This window comes from Paenibacillus sp. MBLB1832 (assembly GCF_032271945.1).
GTDB classification, from domain to species: Bacteria; Bacillota; Bacilli; order Paenibacillales; family NBRC-103111; genus Paenibacillus_E; species Paenibacillus_E roseopurpureus.
Genome location: NZ_CP130319.1, coordinates 1,966,224 through 1,984,820, shown reverse-complemented (window position 1 = coordinate 1,984,820; position 18,597 = coordinate 1,966,224). Strand labels below are relative to the sequence as shown.

Annotated in this window: 9 protein-coding genes; 1 reads left to right on the top strand and 8 read right to left on the bottom strand. The window is 51.2% G+C overall.

Features of this window, described 5'->3' with window-relative positions; genetic code table 11:
• Positions 1-314: 314 nt before the first annotated feature.
• The 6 genes from MJB10_RS08635 to MJB10_RS08610 all read right to left on the bottom strand — a co-directional run bounded on the left by MJB10_RS08635 (position 315) and on the right by MJB10_RS08610 (position 13,030).
• Positions 315-1,709 (bottom strand): response regulator transcription factor, encoded by a 1,395-nt coding sequence (locus MJB10_RS08635; RefSeq protein ID WP_314803544.1) that lies wholly within the window; start codon positions 1,707-1,709, stop codon positions 315-317.
• Positions 1,684-3,372, bottom strand: coding sequence for a sensor histidine kinase (locus tag MJB10_RS08630; protein WP_314803541.1), 1,689 nt, complete (start codon positions 3,370-3,372; stop codon positions 1,684-1,686). The genes MJB10_RS08635 and MJB10_RS08630 overlap by 26 nt, the downstream gene beginning before the upstream one ends.
• 187 nt (positions 3,373-3,559) lie before the next feature.
• Complete coding sequence (locus tag MJB10_RS08625; protein WP_314803540.1) at positions 3,560-4,453, bottom strand: carbohydrate ABC transporter permease; 894 nt, start codon at positions 4,451-4,453, stop codon at positions 3,560-3,562.
• A 15-nt stretch (positions 4,454-4,468) separates the two neighbouring features.
• On the bottom strand, positions 4,469-5,401 hold the full coding sequence (locus tag MJB10_RS08620) for an ABC transporter permease (protein WP_314803538.1): 933 nt from the start codon (positions 5,399-5,401) through the stop codon (positions 4,469-4,471).
• A gap of 63 nt (positions 5,402-5,464) precedes the next feature.
• Positions 5,465-7,177, bottom strand: coding sequence for an extracellular solute-binding protein (locus tag MJB10_RS08615; RefSeq protein ID WP_314803535.1), 1,713 nt, complete (start codon positions 7,175-7,177; stop codon positions 5,465-5,467).
• Positions 7,178-7,372: 195 nt separating this feature from the next.
• A complete protein-coding gene (locus MJB10_RS08610; RefSeq protein ID WP_314803532.1) occupies positions 7,373-13,030 on the bottom strand; it encodes a carbohydrate binding domain-containing protein in 5,658 nt (1,885 codons plus the stop codon).
• Positions 13,031-13,332: 302 nt separating this feature from the next.
• Between MJB10_RS08610 and MJB10_RS08605 the strand changes: the two genes are divergently transcribed.
• Positions 13,333-14,850, top strand: a complete 1,518-nt coding sequence (locus MJB10_RS08605; RefSeq protein WP_314803529.1) for a cellulase family glycosylhydrolase — start codon at positions 13,333-13,335, stop codon at positions 14,848-14,850.
• A 155-nt stretch (positions 14,851-15,005) separates the two neighbouring features.
• Here MJB10_RS08605 and MJB10_RS08600 read toward each other — a convergent pair whose 3' ends face one another.
• Together MJB10_RS08600 and MJB10_RS08595 are read right to left on the bottom strand one after the other, a co-directional pair.
• Positions 15,006-16,328, bottom strand: a complete 1,323-nt coding sequence (locus MJB10_RS08600; RefSeq protein ID WP_314803527.1) for a glycosyl hydrolase family 28 protein — start codon at positions 16,326-16,328, stop codon at positions 15,006-15,008.
• A 55-nt stretch (positions 16,329-16,383) separates the two neighbouring features.
• Positions 16,384-18,588, bottom strand: a complete 2,205-nt coding sequence (locus MJB10_RS08595; RefSeq protein WP_314803524.1) for a WD40/YVTN/BNR-like repeat-containing protein — start codon at positions 18,586-18,588, stop codon at positions 16,384-16,386.
• Positions 18,589-18,597: the final 9 nt, after the last annotated feature.

The window sequence follows — 18,597 nt, the reverse complement described above, 5'->3', positions numbered from 1 at the left end:
TTTAGTAAGCGCTTACAAATAGAAATGTGAACTCGCTTATCAACGCTCCTTCCTCCCCATAACTTTCCACATAAAGTCAATGTTGACCACTCCGAGCATGCGAGACAGCGCATGGTTTCACTTCCGTCTCATCTGTATTATAAGCGTCACTTCGGCGCGTCATCTAGCATACGAATTCAAGATGTATTGTACTATTTTAAGAAAAGTAGAGAAAAACGAGGTTCTGTAAGGTGATATTGTTGAGGGGGGAACAAGTAGAGCAGACTTTAGTTTCATGCCTGCTCCCTACTTCCATCGCCTACTGCTAGTCTGCTCTAAACTTTTCGGACATTACTCGGGAGCATACCCGTCTGCTGCTTGAAAAATTTACTGAAATATTTGTCGTCATCGAAGCCCACTTGCTCGGCAATCCGATACACAGGCTCTTGGGTACTAAGCAGCAACTCGCACGCACGCTCTACTCGGATGTCATTAATCACCTCTTGGAAGGTTTGTCCTGCGTATTGCTTAAAGCAGTGACTGAAGTAGCTGCGGGTAATTTTTACCTTTGCAGCAACCTCCGACTGGTTAATCCCAAGGTGGATGTCTTGCCGTATCATATGTATCGCTCGCAAGATGCTGATGCACACTTCATCCGAGAATTCCTGGCGGCGAAGCTTCGGACGTATAAGGCTGAGCCAATCAACCCATTGCTCCCAATAATACAAAGCGCTCGTTTCCACGTGCCAGTTGGCGGAGCCGTCAATTGCAACTAGGTGCCTCCACAAGCTGACTGTTTGCTGCAGAACTTCTTTCCAGGCAGCAGCTGGCGACTGGCGCTCCTTCACGTCCTGCACCATCTGCCGAAACAGATTGTCGTCATATACCCACAGGAATGATTTCCACTGCTGAGTCAGCTGATGCAGCGCCTGATTGGCTTCGGGAGATGGCTTGCGCTCGCCATTCAGCGAATGCCAATCGACCTCATACACAGGCGTATGGCAGGTGTACTCGTAGAACAGTTTATTTTTCCAGTAATCGTTCAGCTTATCCAGTGTAGATTTGTCGGCATTACGGCGCAGATTGTGGAGAATTGTGATTACCCAGCTTGAGCCGTCCACCAGATCAAGAATTCGCTCCTTATCGCGATATCCTAGCTTCAGTTCATGACTCGGGATAAAGCATCCGCCATCTGGCAGCATAAGAGGCGCTGCGCTTTCTAGGGTGAGTGCCAGTACTTCGCTCAGCCCTGCCCCTTTACGCAAAGGGGTCAACAACAAGCCCCAAGATTCCGAATGTATCGGTACTTCGGGCTCTTGAGCAGGCCCCACTTCGTTGCGATTTGCAGCCTGCTCCTTCACCCGCATGACGAATCGCGATATCGATTGATGCAGCGTGTCGTTCTCTAGCTCTGTCTTTACGATATAGTCAATCGCCCCCAAACGCAGGGCATCTTGAACATAGTGAAAATCTTGATGGCAGGTCAGCACAACAATGGCCAAATGTTCGTAGCGGGGCTTAACCGCTTTGATTAGCTCGAAGCCGTCCATAATCGGCATTGAAATGTCGGTGATCAACAGCTGAATCGTATGATTCTCCATGAATTCTAGAGCTTTGGCCCCGTTGGGCGCTTCTCCGGCAATCCGGATGCCGAATTCCTCCCACGGGAACATGTGCACGAGACCTTTGCGGACAATATATTCATCATCGACGATTAATGCTTCTATCATGGCTCTGTTCCTCCTTAATTTCCGAAGGGACCCGAATGATCATCACGGTGCCTTCGCCGAGCGTACTCGTAACCTGAAGTCCATAAGTCTCTCCGTAGTGGGACTTTAACTGGTTGTTGACGAAGCTGAGTCCAATCCCCATACCCCGCTTGGACGAATCCGACTGCTCCTCAAACAGCGTTCGCAGCTTGTCTTCGGAAATGCCTTGCCCGTTATCTTCAACCGTCACTTGCAGGAAACCATCCGGCAGCAGCACGCAGCGCACGAGAATACGTCCTCCGTCATCCTTAAAGGCGTGATACAGCGCATTCTCGACAAGTGGCTGCAAGATGAATCGGGGCAAATTTTTCGTTAGCGTTTCAGGCTGCGCCTCAATGTCAATTTGGAAATTGTAATTGTACCGAATCTGCTGAAGCTGAATGTAATCTTTCAACGCTTCGATTTCCGCACTTACCGTCACGATCGTCCCTTCTTTGCCCAGGTTGTAATGCAGCACCCGTGAGAACGCTTTGGCTAACGTGACGATTTCCTTATGCCCGATCATCATGCCGTACCACTGGATGGTATTCAGCGTGTTATATAGAAAATGCGGATTGATCTGATACAGCAGCTTCTCGATTTCCAGTTGCTTCTTTTTCTTCTCCTTCTCCTGCACTTCCTGCAGCAAATCGGTGATCCGAAGCTTCATATTCATGAAATTGCTCAGCAATTCGTCGAATTCCCTAATCCCCATCTTTTTGACCGGACTGTCCCACTGATTGTTGGACAGCAGCTGAATCTCGCGCTTGACGTTCACGAGCGGCCTGTAAATCGTCCTCCACAATGCATAAGCGAGAATTAAGGAGATCGTCAACGAAAAAAAGGCAATGAGGCTATAAGAGACGATCCACTGATTGATTTCGGCGTTGACTTCATTTTTCTTGACGAAAACGGCTATTTGCCAACCTTGCTTGCCCTTATCCTTGAATATATAATGACTGTCTCCGATTTTCTCCGACAGCTCGTCCGAGGTAAGTCCCACAGGAAGAAGCTTCATATTTTCGGAGTATACGACCTTCCCCTCCGAGCTGAGCAGTGCCCGAACGGCGTTAAATCCGTATTGCTCGTTGCGGAAGACGCCTTGATATGCCGCCCCTGTCGTCTCCAAATACGCATAAACTTCTCTCTTCTTATCCCCATCGGACAGTTTCAACTTTCTGGTAATCGAGAGCACGAGCGGCTTGGTCTCGATCACATTCATTGGCGGATGCGGAGCATAATAAGCGACATCCTGACCGCTGCCCAGCTCGTCGAATTGCAGGGGGTTGATGTTCTTCAACTGGAAAAAATTAAACAATTCTTCACCGGTGGCTGGCAAATAATAAAACATCGTGCCGATCAGCGGGTTCGTATACGTTGTTGTTTCGAGCGATTCTGTAATATTTTTGGTAAATTCGTACTGATCGTAACTGGAGGAACTAAGATAGGAATTAATTCTGCTGCCGATGGAACCGTACACCAGCTGTTTGGAAGCGAAGTCCAAATTACTGATTAAGTTCTCCACGTTCAACCTTTCCACCTCAAGTGAGTTGCGGATGCCCCGCTCCACTTTGTTCTCGAGAAGCATATAGATTGTATAATAGGATGTTAGACCTAGCAGAAGGAGCGGTATCAAGGCGCTCACAATAAGAATGGAAAAGAACCGGCTGCGAAGTGTGTATGGCGGCCTTATGGAGAGTTTACCCAAGCTGATCCCCTACCGTTCGTTTAAATGGCGATGCTGTCCCTATTATGACATTATTCGATATAAAAAGCATCCCTTCCCAGTCTATGGAGAGGCCTGCTACCCAAGATCGGAAAGGGATATCACATTACTCCTTGACGGAGCCAAGCATGATGCCGTTAATAAAATAGCGCTGCAGAAACGGGTAAACGAGCATGATAGGAATCATCGTAACCATGATTTTAGCGGCGTTCAGTGTCTTGTTGGAGATGTTCGCTAAATACGCCGTATCACCGCTGGCGATACGAGTCGGGTCGATCTGCACGATAATTTGTTGAATATAGGTCTGTAGAGGGATCTGCGCTTGATTCTGCACCATAATCAATCCTAGAAAATATTCATTCCACGTGTTCACGATATTGAATAAGGTAATAGTCGCAAGCACTGGCACCGATAGCGGGAGGTATACGGCATACAGCACTTTCCACGGTCCCGCTCCGTCGATACTGGCGCTTTCGTCCAGCTCCTTCGGGATATTCCGGAAGAAGTTAATGACCAGGATAACGTTGAAGACGTTGATGACGAGCGGTATTACAAGCCCCCAGAAGCTGTTCGTTAAGTGAAGCTTTTTCATCGCGAGGTAGAACGGAATCAGTCCGCCGTTAAACATCATGACGAACACGAGCAGCCATACGAAGACGCTTCGCAGGGGAAACTGTTTCGCGTCCCGTGACAGAGGGAAAGCGATATGAACGGTAAGCAGAAAGGCGAGCACTGTTACAAAGAACACCCGCTCGATCGACACCCACAGCGCTTGAAAAAATTTCTCGTCCTTGATAATTTCCAGATAGGACGACAGCGTAGGTTGGACTGGCCACACCGTGACTAGACCGGCATTGGCAGGCCCTTGCGAGCTAAAAGAGACGGCTAAATTATGCAATAACGGAAACATGCACAGGGCTGATATCACGATCATGGCGCCTATAATGACGAGGTCGGCGGTAGACGTTTTTTTGCGGCTAAGCGCGGTTGCGGTACTCATGGTTGAACCTCCTTGTCAAAAGATCCGATAGTTTGCATATTTGGAAGCCAATTTATAGGCGATTATGATCAATGCCATACTGATTACGGATTTAATTAAGCCAACAGCGGTCCCGATTTCGTATTGCAAATTTTCCAGACCCATCCGGTACACATACGTGTCGATAATATCTCCTGTATCGTAGACCAAATTGTTGTACAAGTTAAACACTTGGTCGAAGCCAGCGTTTAATACATTTTGCAAGCTTAAGGTAGCTAGTAGAACGATCGTAGGGGATAGACTCGGCAGTGTAATGAAACGAAGCTTCTGCATGCGGGTGGCCCCGTCCATATCCCCTGCTTCATAGAGAGATGGATTGATCGCCGTCAACGCAGCGAGATAGACGATGGCCGCAAAACCGAATTCCTTCCAAACATCGGTAAGGATAATAATCGGCCGAAACCACGTGTTGCTGCCAAGAAACATGATGGGCTGGAGTCCGAGAGCGATCACTAACTTGTTGATGAGACCGTCAAGCGAAAGCATATCGCGGATAATGCCGGCAAGAATAACCCAAGATAAAAAATGGGGAAGATAGACCACGGTTTGGACTATCCGCTTGAACGATCTAATCCTTACTTCGTTCAGCAGCAAAGCAAATGCAAGTGGTACGATTTGACCTGCAATAATTTTCATCACCGCAATCACAAGCGTATTCTTTATCACCTTGAAACTGGACGGATTGCGCAAGACGGCATCGAAATTTTCCCATCCTGTCCAAGGAGACTTCCACACGCCAAGACCTACGTTAAAATGTTTAAATGCAATGAGAATCCCGTACATCGGCAACAAATTAATAAGAGCAATGACGATAAAGCCTGGAGCCAGCATCAGCAAATAATGAAAGGTATTGGTTCGCAGCATAGTTTTTTTTCTGTCCATGGATTTTCGAACGACGACGGCTTCCATACGTTTCCCTCCTCGGATAGACAAAGGGCGCCAAGCCAAACTCGACGCCCCTTGTTCTGCCGCTTATTGTTTATAGTTCTGTACTTCTTTAGTAATCGCTTCGCCGCCCATTTCGTTCCAGCGCTTCACAAAAGTGTCGAAGTAGCTGATCGGTTCGCGACCCATAATAATTTTCAAATAACTTTCTTTGGTCAAGTCCTGCAGCGACGTCCAGTTCTTGGACATGGAATCCGTCGTACCGTTAAATCCATTGTAGATGATCGATGTCGGCGTTTTCGTCGTCGGTGCAAGACCGTACATCCAAGCCGCATGTTGCTGCCAATCCGGGACTAGCTCCTTCGCAACCGGTTTTCCGACGTTCGGCTCAAACTTCTTGATTTTGTCGTAAATGGACTTCTCTTCTTGGTCCAGCTTGGACACGTCCAGCTTGCCGCCAATAACATCCGTAATTTTCTTCTGTGTTGATTCTACCGTAAACGGATCGATGACTTGCGCTCCGCCGCCTACGAAGCCCCACTGTGCGCTCGAGGAAGCCGCACTGTAATCTTCCAAGCGCTTCTTCGAAATGTCGGGATACTTGTTCATCTTCATAGCGGTCGACAGGTTAGCCAGCTTGACAGCAAGCTCCGGATTCTTAAACCCCTTCTTGACTACGAGGTATTGCGTCGCCAGCTTATCGAAGGTTGCGTGTATCTTGCCGTCCTTACCTGGCAGACTATACGCTTTCCAGTTCGCGTTCGGGTTATTTTGCAGCGTGTTGCCTAGCGGATAAAGCGGTGCCCACCAAGGCTGGAAGACTAGACCCGATTTACCTGCGCCAAGATCAGCGGTCGTCTTGCCGTTATCTTTAACGCCGAATTCGGGGTCAAGCTCTTTGTTCTTGAACATGTCCGCCATAACGGCCAAAGCGTCTTTCACTTCGGGCTGAACGCCGCCCCACACGAGCTTACCGTCTTTATCTTTTAGCCAAATGCTCGGGTATGCGTTGAAGTAGTTGAAAATCACATCCAAGGAGTGCATCGAACCGGACGGTGCCGTTAATGAGTTTACTCCTGCTACGGACAGACCAACCGTATCGTTCTTGCCGTTGCCGTCCGGATCGCCGGTTGCGAACGCTTTGGCGATTGCTCTGAGATCATCGAGTGTTTGCGGCGGCTTCAACCCTTGCTTGTCGAGCCAATCTTGGCGAACCCAGATGACGTTCGTCTGCGCAGCATCGCTGCTGTTCGGGATCGCCATCAGCTTGCCGCCGAACGTCGCGCTGTTCAAGGCGTTGTTCTGTCCGAGTTCGAAGTTTTTCTTGACATCATCGGAAGCATAATCTTTGTATACTTGCGTTAAATCCTCGATCTGGCCCGCATCAATGAGCTGCTTCAGTAAAGCTGGAGCCTTGTCTGTATCGATGGAGAAAATGTCCGGCAGATCACCACTCGCGAACGATATGCTCAGCTTCTTGAAATATTGCTCGCCATCCGTTGGAGCCGTCCACAGCAACTTTTGCTTAACATTCAGCGTGTCTTGGACGAAGTTCAGAAATGGGTTGTTCTCATACGATTGACCCGCAGGGAACTTGGGGTCTTGGTTAACGCCCATAACGGCTGTGAATTCAACCGTCTTGTCATATTTAGCAAAAGGACCTTTCTGGACCGGCGTTTGCGTCGAGGAAGATGACGGTGCCGGGCTTGTCGTATTGCTGCTTCCTGAATCCTTGCTGGCGCATCCTGATAGCGAAAGTGTCAGCGTCAAGGCGAAAGCGCTGATGATAACTTTTTTCATGGTTTTAGCCCCTTTTCATTTATAGTGTTGAGCTGCTTGACAACTTTATCTTAGCATGAAGCTTCGTATAACATGGTGTGTAAATCGTACAACTGAAGTAGGATGCCTGTCTATCGCACGGGTGGCCTGTGGGGGTGTTTTTGTCCGATCGACAGTGTAATTTTGTTCGTTTGTCTTCTCTTCAGCCGAGACAGCTTACTGAATACTTCGGTACAGCCTGTAGAGAAGCACAGCGGCTTCCGCTCGGCTGAACGATCGTTCCGGATGGAGCCCTTGCGAATCCCCTTCTAGGTAGCCGCCACGAATGAGCGCCTCGGCGCTTACCTTCGCGTAGTCGGCGACTTGGTCCGCATCGGCGAATGCCTGCAAACCGATCTCTCCATGCACGGCAGGTGCCGCTCCGGCTAGGCGCAGAGCACGCGCTGCGATGACCATCATATCCTGTCTACTGATCAACGCGTCTGGCTCGAACTGGTTTGCCGCAACCCCGTCGATCAGACCTGCGGTTTTGGCTAAGCCGACAGCGCGCGCATAATAAGCGCCAGTGCTAACGTCTACAAAATCTGCTTCCGCCGTCCCTTCCAGTTCCATCACCCGGACGAGTAGCTGTACGAACTCGGCTCTTGTAATTGAGGCGCTGGGATCGTAAGCTGTTTCGGATCTCCCATCGATCAAGCCTTTGGCAGCCATAATCTCGACGTCTTGTCGTGCCCATTCGGCTTGAGTTAGATCGGTGAAGGTCTTGTCCACAAACGCGACCGCATAACGACTAAAGTGGCTCGTGCTAAAACGAATGACGCCATCCTCATAAGAGGCGTTCGGTACGGGAACTGGCTTGCCGGCGTCATCGATGAACCATACGGTCAGCTTCTCCTTCTGCTGCATTTCTTTGTCATTGGGCTTGTAAGGAATGTGCACCTCAACTTTAGCGCCGGGTCTATTCCATTCCAAGCGCTGGCCGCCAACTGCCAGCTCTAGATCCACGACAGGACGGTTGCCTAGCCGGGACGACAATTCCTGCGAGAGCTCCACCGACTGCACGGCTTTGACCTGGAGGGAGATTACACTATCTGCCGTTGTCGTTTGATCGCGGAGCAGGTCACTACTAAGCGTTAGCGAAGCGAGTTCCGTGCGAATGACCACCGTTTGGCCAGCAGGCAACGCTTGAATCGGGAGTTCCACCTCATACACTCGTGCACCGTCCGCTTTCGGGAGCTCAATAAAGACGTGCGACCGTTTCTCTTGGCCGCTAAGCTGCCCGAGCGCTTGCTCCATTAGGTCGGACGAAATCGTCAGTTTCGATCTTCCCTTCACCGCTTTCCCAGGCAAGGACGATATAATACCCACGCTGCCGTCCGCACGCTTCACGACTTTAACCGAAGCCTGTGCGGGGGTTGGAAGCGGTTCATGAAACGGCGGTTCGACCTGCGGACTCTCGTCAGGCGTCTCTTCTACAGGAGGCGGATCCTCGCCAGGCGTCTCTTCTACAGGAGGGAGCTCTGTTCCGAGCTGCCTTTCCGAATTGAGGATCGCGGCATTCGGCGCTTCCGTAAGCACGATGTCGTCCACGTAGAAGCTAGGCGCTGACGTTTCGTCCTTCCAAATGAAAAACTGCGGCGCCGACATTTCAGCCGGTGTTGTGAACACCAACTGCTTGAATGTATACTGCCCTTCCGTAAATGAGAGCTTATGCTGCCGCTTCACGCCTGCGACCATGTATTGGAAGCCGAGCTCCGTCGGATTCGCCGCACCGATAGCTTGATCGTGCTTGCCCCACGCGCTCAAATAATAGGTCGTATTCGGCTTGAGAACGACATCCATTCCCCCGCCATCGCCTGCCTCGGGATTGCCCCCCGTACCGATTCGAAGCGCTTTCGCACCGCTTGCGACTTGCTCCGACCCAGATACCGCCGATAAGGTAGGCGTCCACAGGTTCCAGCCGGACAACCCATTCTCGAAATCGGGGTTGGTTACGGCATTTTTCAGTTCAGTAACGACAACACCATCCGCGTAGAAATGAAAGCCGGGTTCACTCTTTGGCTTCCAAATGAATAACGTTCCATTACCCGCTAATTGCTCGGGCGTCGTAAATACAACCTGCTTGTATGTGTATGCCTTCTCGGTAAACTTCACCCGATGGTGAACTTCGTCGGACAGCCCCGGCACCGGATATTTCAGCCCGACTTCCGTTTCTTGTCCCGCCGCCGCATCACCGTCGTTTTTACCCCATACACCCAGCACGTAAGTTGTGTTCGGCTTGAGCGTTACGGACTGACCCAGCCCGTCACCATTCCCCCCGGTGAAACCGACTTGGACGGCGGCATTCCCGACGGGAGACGTTCCAGTTACGATCGTGCTGGAATTCGTCCAGTTGCCCCAGCCAGTCAAACCGTTCTCGAAGCTGCCGTTCGCCACCAGACTGCGAACTTCCTTCAAGACGATATCGTCAACATAGAAATCATACCCCGGATTTGCGGCTTTCTTCCAAATGAAAAACGTTCCTCCGCTCAGCTCATTTGGAGTCGTAAATGTGATCTGTTTGTACGTGTAGCTGTCTTCTGCAAACCACAACCGGTGGTGCACTTCTTCGCTCACACCGGGAACGGTATATTTGACTCCGACTTCCGTCTCCATACCCGCTGGTGCGGCAGCCGTGTTCTTCCCCCAGGCGCCGAGGACATACGTCGTATTCGGCTTCAGCTGGACGCTTTGACCGCCTCCGTCACCGTTGCTGCCAGTATGACCGACTTTGAGCGAGTGCGGGCCTGCTTGCCCATTGGTTTCATCGACGCTGATGGAGTTCGTCCAATTGCTCCAACCGGTCAAGCCGTTCTCGAAGCTTCCGTTCATCACCACATTCGGCGAATCGTTCTGCAAAGTCACTTGCCGGAAATTCGTGTTGTTGTCCGGATTCGCATCGTCATTCGAGATTAATTCGGCAGTGATCACAAAATCGCGTTCTTGTTCCACTTTGTAAGGGACCACTGAGGTCACCGTCATCTCCCCGCCCGCCGGAATAGAAGCGAGCTGGATGGACCACCCTGCAGGAATACCGTCCACCTTGAAACCGACATGGACATTCTTATCCGAATACGCCGTGAGGCCCCTATTCGTTACTTTTGCGGTCAAGGTTAATGAATTTCCGGAAGCAACCGCCTCTGTCCCAGTGCCAATATCCGAGATGACAAGGTCTGCCCCTGAGCTCGGCTGTGACGTGGAATAGCTCACCGTTTGCTCATTGTTCGCCACTTTCGTATCTTGGGCATATGCCAGAACAGCGCGAACCGCAGCGGTTTGACCTTGCATGACCCACTCATCCGACACGACGCTGGCGCCGTCTAGGAATCGAATCGGACCCGTGTATGTTTTGCTGGAGACTAGAGCGTTGTTAACATAAAATTTTACCGTGAACGCCGTTGATTCCGGCAGATTTTCTCGTCCCAAATTGCGTACGACTGCAACGGCCTGCATGTTGCTGCTGGAAGTACCTGGCGAGCTGGAATGCAGTGATATGGATTCAAGGCTTAGGTCGATCCCATCCGTGTTGTATAGCCCATGCGTGTCGTCCCAAATCAACTTGCCTTGCCAGGATAAATTCGTAGGCTCCGCACCATTGATCCGGTTCACTCGCCAGCCGCCCGACTTTTCTCCTCCGGTAGTCAGGTTAAATCGGTCTTCGCCGTCCCAATGCCAAAACATTCGGCCTGCATGACGGGATACCGCAGCGTCAAACATCGATTTGACAGCACCGGTGTTCGCCGGAGTCCCCTCCGTGCCGAATTCTCCGATGATGATCGGCAGGTTCAAGCTGTGAATCTTATCGATATAACGGGCTAGCCGCTCGGAAGCTTGATTCCATTCCCCATACATATGTAAGGCGTATACAATTCCGCCGAATTGCGAGGTCAGCCCCGGCCCTTTGCGAATGACCGCGCTGTCCTCATCGCCATTCTTATAGCCGTACCCTTGTCCCCAATTGTGCTCGTCCAGCATAATCAAGTTGTTTGCACCCTGCGCGCGTACCGCTTGAATGAGCTGTGTGTGGACGGTATTCCAGCGCTCGATTGAATCTTGCTTCGAAAGGCCGCCTACCCCCGGTTCGTTCAAGAAATTAAACCATACGTAAGGATTATCTTTGTACGTCTCGGCCAAGCTCTTCCAATAGTCGGTCAATTCGGTCATGCTCGGATAATAGTTGACGGTACCGTCTTGTTCCGTCGTTTGAAACGCGGTATCTTTCGGATATTGTCCCGTGAAATCATGGTCTTCTAAAATGACCACTACCTTTTTCTTCGTAAACCACGTCACGAGCTTGTCCAGATCGCCGTTATTGTTCGGCACACCGTTCCTGGCCAAGCGCGGAAACATGTTGACCCGCACCGTATTGAATTTCCACGTATCTGTCATGAGATCCATATCCTGCAGCGTATCGCGTGACCACGGCCAGCGAGGACCGTTCACGTTCACTCCCTTAATGAGAAACTCATGTCCTTGCGGGTCGAGAATTCGGCTGTCCGCGGTCGTGAAGTTCCCGTTAGCCATCGTCGGCACGTCTCCAACAGGCTCCGTGGGCGCTGGTACGATCGGGTAAGTCGACGGAATTTCCGTCAGCGAGAATTCGTCTAGTGTGAGAACCGCCGTACCGTTCTTCCAGATGCCGATCTGCGATTTAGCCGCATTGTCCGCACCGTTCTCCGCATCGGCGGGCATCGTGAACGTCGTTTCATAGTGAGTGTAGCTTCCGCCCGAGACGGTTACCGTTTGAAAATCTGACGTTTGAGCGACATCTTTCCGCTTCAGCTTAACAATAACCCAGGCATCACCGGACGTAATTTTCCCCCAAAAGCTTAATTTGTATGTCTTGTTCGGCTCCAGCGACACGAATTGTCCTGCACCGCCGCTGCCGACATCCGTAATTTTCAGCGAATGTGCGCCAGCCTTGGCATCGCTGCCAATCTCGGCGTTAGCCCAAACCATCCACGCCTGCGCTGGGTAAGTCAGCCTTGCGTTGCTTTCAAAGCTGGCGTTGCTAATCAGTGTGTCGGCAGTAGGGGGGCTGGTTACTGTCGGCTCCGTCGGAGTCGGTGTCGGCGTCGGTGTCGGTGTCGGCGTCGGTGTCGGCGTCGGTAAAGTAGGCGCACCAACTGTCAGCTCAGGTGTTGGACTGCTGGTCACGGTAATGTTGTCAAAGCTGCCTACACCGCTTCGATTACCGATTCCAATGTAGCCGCCTAGCTGATCACTGAGTTCAACATCGCTGAACACGACAACCGAAGTTCCGCCTTGCGGAGTAGCTGCAACAGTTATTTTACTCCCAACAGGATTGTAGCTTATTTGAAAGCGGACGGTGGTAGGCGAGCCGTTCCCGGTATAAAAAGCATATCGCGCATTGGAGCGAATGCTGGAGACTTCATTCCCGCCGGTCACTTTTTGCAGCTCCACATAATCGCCTGCTCCTCCGCCATCGTAGAAAGGAATTAGCAACGCGTAGTAACTTCCATCATTATAGTTACAAATAATTCGTCCTGCGTTCCAGTTCGAGCCATGCTTGACGGCGCTTACATCTACAGCGTACGTATAGGGCTCGTCTCCGCCGAAATAAACGGATTCATAGACGCTGAGTCGGGACTGAGACGTTTCCGTCACCCTCAGGCTCCCTTGCTCGACAACAACCCCCTCGCTTTGCGACCAGCCTTCTGCTAGATTATCGGCAAAATCTTCCCCATACAGCAGAGCCGCCGCTTCCGCCTTTTGCGGTGCGATTGGAATCGCAACGGTCAGCAGCGAGACCAGCATCATTAGGGCAAGCAGCATACACATACGACTTTGGTGCTTCCAGCTGTTATAGATCATAGTGTCTAATTTCCTCCCCGTAAAATAAGATAACTCCCGCTATTATTGTACCTATCGCAACGGTAACGAAGGATAGATAAACACAAAGATGGAGGTTGATTTTTGTCAGATGTACAGCCTCACCATTCACCCATCATACGATTTTCACCCTGGGGTTGAACAACATCCTCTCTATGAAAACGGATTCATTATCATATACTAGGCTTATTACTGGTTTGGGGGTGATGGGTGTACCGGAAAGATCGCGTTTTATTCGCTTTTTGTAACCGCATACAAATAATTACTTTTGGAGGAGAACATTAATGAATCTTTACAGAGTGAACAGGAACACTTTTTACTTGCTGCTAGCCTTTATGATTGCCCTATCCACATTGGCCTTCGGTTTCCCCGGACTGAGCGGCAAAGCCCTAGGCGCCGGTACCTTCAGCGTTTCGGGAACGAAAATTGTAGATCGAAACGGAGCTGAATTCGTCGTGAAGGGAGTCAACGTCAACGGAGAGTACTGGCCGTGGACTCGCAATACCGCAAACGACGCGGGCCTAATCGTCGATAACTGGAAATTCAACACGATTCGGGTGAACATGTACCCGCGACTGGCTTACAATGGTGTAGCCAAAACACAGGATATTAGTGCGATCGTTAATGCGTATACAGCAAAAGGCGCTATTGTGATCATTGAGAACCACGATGTGACTGGCCGCTATCCAGAGGCCAGCCCGGTGACCGAGGGAAGCGACCGCTATCCGTCCTTAAGCGAAATGGTTACCTGGTGGAAGGACATGGCGGTTCGCTTTAAAGACAACGACCGCGTTTGGTTTAACCCAATGAATGAACCGGGAATCGGCACCTATTCACTCGCAGACTCCGTCAACAAGTGGTATAGCACTAACGACACGCTGATCGGCGCGATTCGCAGCGTGGCTCCGAGCAATATCATCGTCGTCGACGATCATGACTACGGTCAAGGCAACGGCTTCGTCAATGGTGCGAGCAGCAACGACAGCGCCATCGTCAGCAAAGGCACACAGCTAAAGAGCAAGTATACAAACCTTGTTTTTTCCGTTCACATGTATGAAAAATGGACCTCTGGAGAAACTCGCTTCAACAACTATGTGAACACAATCAGGACGAAAGGATTGCCGATTATCGTCGGGGAATACGGGGTCGGTAACAATGCGGACGTTTCCGTCGTGGACAGCATGTTTGCCGTGGCGGTGCCGAATAATGTCGGCCGAATCGCTTGGGCATGGACAGGCGATGACATTTTCGACCTCACGACTGGAACCACGCAAGGCGGCGGCTATGAAATCAACAGCACGACGAGCCCGACCAATCTCAGCTGGTTCGGCGACAAAACCTGGAAAGACAATCGAGGCACCCTTTCCGTTCCTCTTTATACTTGGGTCGCTCCACTGGACAACGGTGATTTCGAAGGAGGCTTACGCAACTGGAACAATTGGAGCGGATCGAGCGATGATACATCTTTGAAATACGCTGGCTACCATTCGTTGAAGATCGCTTCCGGCAGCGCCGGAGGTGCAGGCCAATTTGCCGTCCTAAAGAAAAACAAAACTTACAAATTAACCGCTCGGGGCAAACACAGCGCAACTGCAAGTACCGCTACGGCCCTCGGCATTAAATGGACAGTCGGCGGAGTGGAAACCAACTACCCGCTCAATTTCACCTCCAGCAGCTGGGATTATAAAGAAGTGACGTTCACAACGCCGAACAGCGAAATGGGCGATATGATCTTGTATATTTGGAAAGCAGACAGCGGCGTACAATTTAATGCTGACAACATTACGTTGACTGAGCAGTAAGCCGTACCAGCAAATAGGCCACTGCCACATGAAGCCGTTGAGGCTTCAGTGGAGGTGGCCTTTGCTTCGTGACGAGTCATTGCCTTAGTTAGCTTCCACTAATTATTTCTCCTTAACTCCGAAGGAATATGGGATTCGGCGATTACTTCGCAACGTCATTGAAAACTGACATCCACGGCCAACTCCACGACCATTCTGGCGTCGTTGGCCGATTTCACAGGCTCTCCATGGACAGTGAGTCCTTCGAAGCGGATGTTGCGGATCATGTGCTCCTCACTCCATCCGCGAATGATAGAAACCGGGAATAAACCGTCGATCACCTGGATATTCCGGAAGGTTACGCCGTCCACCTGCCCTCTGATGGTGTCCCGTGAATATTTGGAATCGAGCACTTTGATGTCGACCAGCTTCTCTTGCGCGTCCTCCACCCGGATATCCTCGTACAAGATGTCCTGAATGACGGCTCTGTCCCCATTGTGGATCGTGAACACGCCGCCAGACTGATGCCCTTCAAACTCGCAACGCATGACATCGATGTTCCGGAATGTGACACCGCTAATGGTGTCACAGCGAGTCTCGTAGCCGATTTCCATGCAATTGCCCCACTCCGCATTCCAGAACACGCAGTTCTGCACCAACACGTTCTTCACATTGGCAAGACCGGCTTCGTGGTGGTAATCGACTGCCTTAACGGCTAGACAATCGTCTTTGGCCCGTATGAAGCAATTGTCAACCACTACATTCTCGCACCCGACAATATCGCAGCCGTCCCCGGTCCCTTCAAACGTGATGACATTGAGGTTGCGGATCGTTACGTTATGACTGCCGATCGGTACGACATGCCAGTTTGAACCGTCGACTACCGTAATTCCTTCGATTTCTAGGTCATTGCAGGAAATCGCTTTGATCATTTGCTTGCGTTTCTCGTAAGGTTGCAGTCCCGTCGTCCGCCAGCCCGATCCGTCCAAGATGCCACGGCCCGCTATCCTAGCGCCGTTTGATTCCGGAGCCGTAATATGCCCGCGCACCACAGCCCCTTCTTCGATATACACAGTTTCACCAGAGTTTAAGATGATTTCGCCCGCATCATAGACCGCTCCGCCTCGGTAGTACTTGACGCTAAGGTCCGACGGATCCGGCCGGTTGTTCTCCGGCGGGTTGATCAGAAGGAACAGCGGCTTCCGAATATCTCCTCCGAACTCGATAGACAACTTGATGGGGGCCTGCACCTCCAATGTGATGCTCCCATTCGCTGGCTTAGGCTGGATTCCCTTGCTCAAGGGACGTACCTTCACCTGCTCCACACAGAGTGGGGTTTCGATCTCCACTGTCACTGGTCCTTCTCCACTTCCTATCACATAGCTAGCTGACTCACACACATAAACGAAACAATCCGTTCCGTTAATACGCACTTTGTAGTCTATTGAAGCTACGATTTCCGATGCGGGCATCCCGCTTGTAAATTTGCTTGTTATCATCAAAAGCTACCTCCTTGTTGTTATATGAACCTAGTTCTGAATGTGCCAACAGCACTCATATACATCTCTCCGCATAGAAGGCCCCGTTCCCGCAACTGACCGCTTGGACGGTTCCCGTTTTGCGGTTGACTGCAATTCCTTTCCAACGTATAGCACCAAGCGATTCATCGTAGATCTCCGACCACGATCGCCCACGGTCAGGACTGTACAGCACAGAGGACGGGCAAGGGCTCCACGCCAGCGGCTCGCAGGCCATGTAAAGTTCATCCGGCGTAACCCCGCCGACTGCTAAGGCGCTAGCGTTATAAGCGCCATCTCCCAGCGGGTACAGTTTCGTCCAAGTCCGCCCGTCATCTTCGGTTCTCCATAATCCTTCCCTGATAAATCCTGCGTACAGGACGCCAGGCCGTTGATCGTCGCCATTTAAATTGACCAGAATTGAGCTGGGACTTGCTAAAAACGGCAACTGGTCAGATATCTTTGTCCAACTGGCGCCTCCATCGCGGGTCACAAAGATTCCCTCCGTCCACTCTCCGACGTAGAAGGTAGAGCGGGAATGCGGTGAAACGTAGAGAAGCTGATTCGATCCGCAAACATTTTTCTCTTGATAAAACACAACGGACAATATCTCACGTTCCACCAGATCTCTACGGTGAGGAACGGTCTCGACGTGCGGCGGGTAGGGAGAGCGCAGCTCTTGCCAGGTGAGTCCCTCATCATTGGAACGATACAAGCCAGCACCGCCCCCCTGTTTTCCGTCTACAGCAGCGTAGAAGACGCTGAAATCAAAAGGATCGTCTCGCAACGCCTGCACGAAGCAGCCTTGCGGAAGTTCCCATACGGCCTCCGCCATTAGCCCGCTGTCCTCCGTTCGGTAGATCGCGCTTTGTCTTGCGTGGCTGTTGCTTACCCCGTATACGACGAGTCCTTTCCTATGCCGGGATGGGGCTATCGCAGTACTGCAAAAGTACGTATGGGCCGAATGTATATAAACAAATTCTTTATAAGATCTGCCGTTATCCCTCGTCATCTCAATCTGCTTATCCGCTGGAGCGTAGTAAAACGTATCCGGGTCCAGGGGGTCCGCCGCTATTGCTTCGATGCAAATATTTTCGATCCCTTGGAACCTATTCCCGCTCCAGGTCCTGCCCCCGTCCTCACTCACCGACACGCCGTACCAATTGCACATATAGAGCCGTCCCGGCACGTGCACATCTGGCTTCAGCTTGGCAATGGCCCAGCCGATCGGCCGAATATCACCTTGCGCAAACGGGTATTGGCTGAAATTGTCCGGGTCGTAGTCGCGCAGCAGGTGCCAGCTTTCGCCATCGTCACGAGTTACGTACAAAGGTATGACCGGAATGTGAACCTGATCCGGCCAACGGCAAATTCCCGTATAGAACGTGCCTGGCTGAAACGGGTCCGCTGCGATATTGGAACAGACGGCAGGTAACGGGAGCCCGGCTGACGCCTTCTCGAAGCTCAGCCCCCCGTCCGTACTCCTCCAAATGCCCGTTTCACCTCCTGCCACAAGCATCAGCCCGCGTGAAAATGCCAAATCCGCGAAAGCGATATCCTCCCGTTCATATAGCAATGACCACGTTGCTCCATGATCCTCGGATACGTATAATCGCCCTCCGTGCTTGCGAGGCGAGAACTGGGGATTCAAATAATCCAAGTGGGCCATCTCCGTCATCGTACCTGCATAGACTTTACCTGGAAGATCGGGATGAAACGCGACCGCCTTAAACGGTTCCCCTTTCAAACCAACAGAGTGCCATGTCTCACCAAGATCCTCACTACGGAACAGTCCCATGGAGAAGCTGGCTGCCACAACATTATTCGGGTCGTTCGGATCAACGGCAATCATTTCTCCGAAATATCGATGATTGCCGTTTCCAATATAATCTGGTTCCCTGGTAACCAACCTCCAAGTGAAACCTCCGTCCGTACTCTTATGAATAAAGCCGAAAGTTCGCCGATCTCTTGCTTCACCCGAACAGCGAAACCAAACGTTACTGTCGTGGGGGCTAGTTGCAAAACTTTCCACGCTGTGATGGGAAGACTCCGACATCCCATGGTTGATTGCCTCAAAGCTCTCTCCCCCATCTCTGCTGACCAAAACTCCTGCCACATCGCATCTTGCAAATAGCATGCCAGGCAGGTCGGGATGCTGAAGCAGCCCCGTAATATAACCTCCCCCGCCAACACGGGATTGGGCCCATTTGTAGCGTATGTTGGCATCATTTTGAGATATCATGGTGATTTC

Coding starts and splice junctions, on each gene's coding strand:
- MJB10_RS08600 (WP_314803527.1), bottom strand. CDS start 16,328: ATGATAACAAGCAAATTTACAAGCGGGATGCCCGCATCGGAAATCGTA.
- MJB10_RS08610 (WP_314803532.1), bottom strand. CDS start 13,030: ATGATCTATAACAGCTGGAAGCACCAAAGTCGTATGTGTATGCTGCTT.
- MJB10_RS08595 (WP_314803524.1), bottom strand. CDS start 18,588: ATGATATCTCAAAATGATGCCAACATACGCTACAAATGGGCCCAATCC.
- MJB10_RS08620 (WP_314803538.1), bottom strand. CDS start 5,401: ATGGAAGCCGTCGTCGTTCGAAAATCCATGGACAGAAAAAAAACTATG.
- MJB10_RS08635 (WP_314803544.1), bottom strand. CDS start 1,709: ATGATAGAAGCATTAATCGTCGATGATGAATATATTGTCCGCAAAGGT.
- MJB10_RS08625 (WP_314803540.1), bottom strand. CDS start 4,453: ATGAGTACCGCAACCGCGCTTAGCCGCAAAAAAACGTCTACCGCCGAC.
- MJB10_RS08605 (WP_314803529.1), top strand. CDS start 13,333: ATGAATCTTTACAGAGTGAACAGGAACACTTTTTACTTGCTGCTAGCC.
- MJB10_RS08615 (WP_314803535.1), bottom strand. CDS start 7,177: ATGAAAAAAGTTATCATCAGCGCTTTCGCCTTGACGCTGACACTTTCG.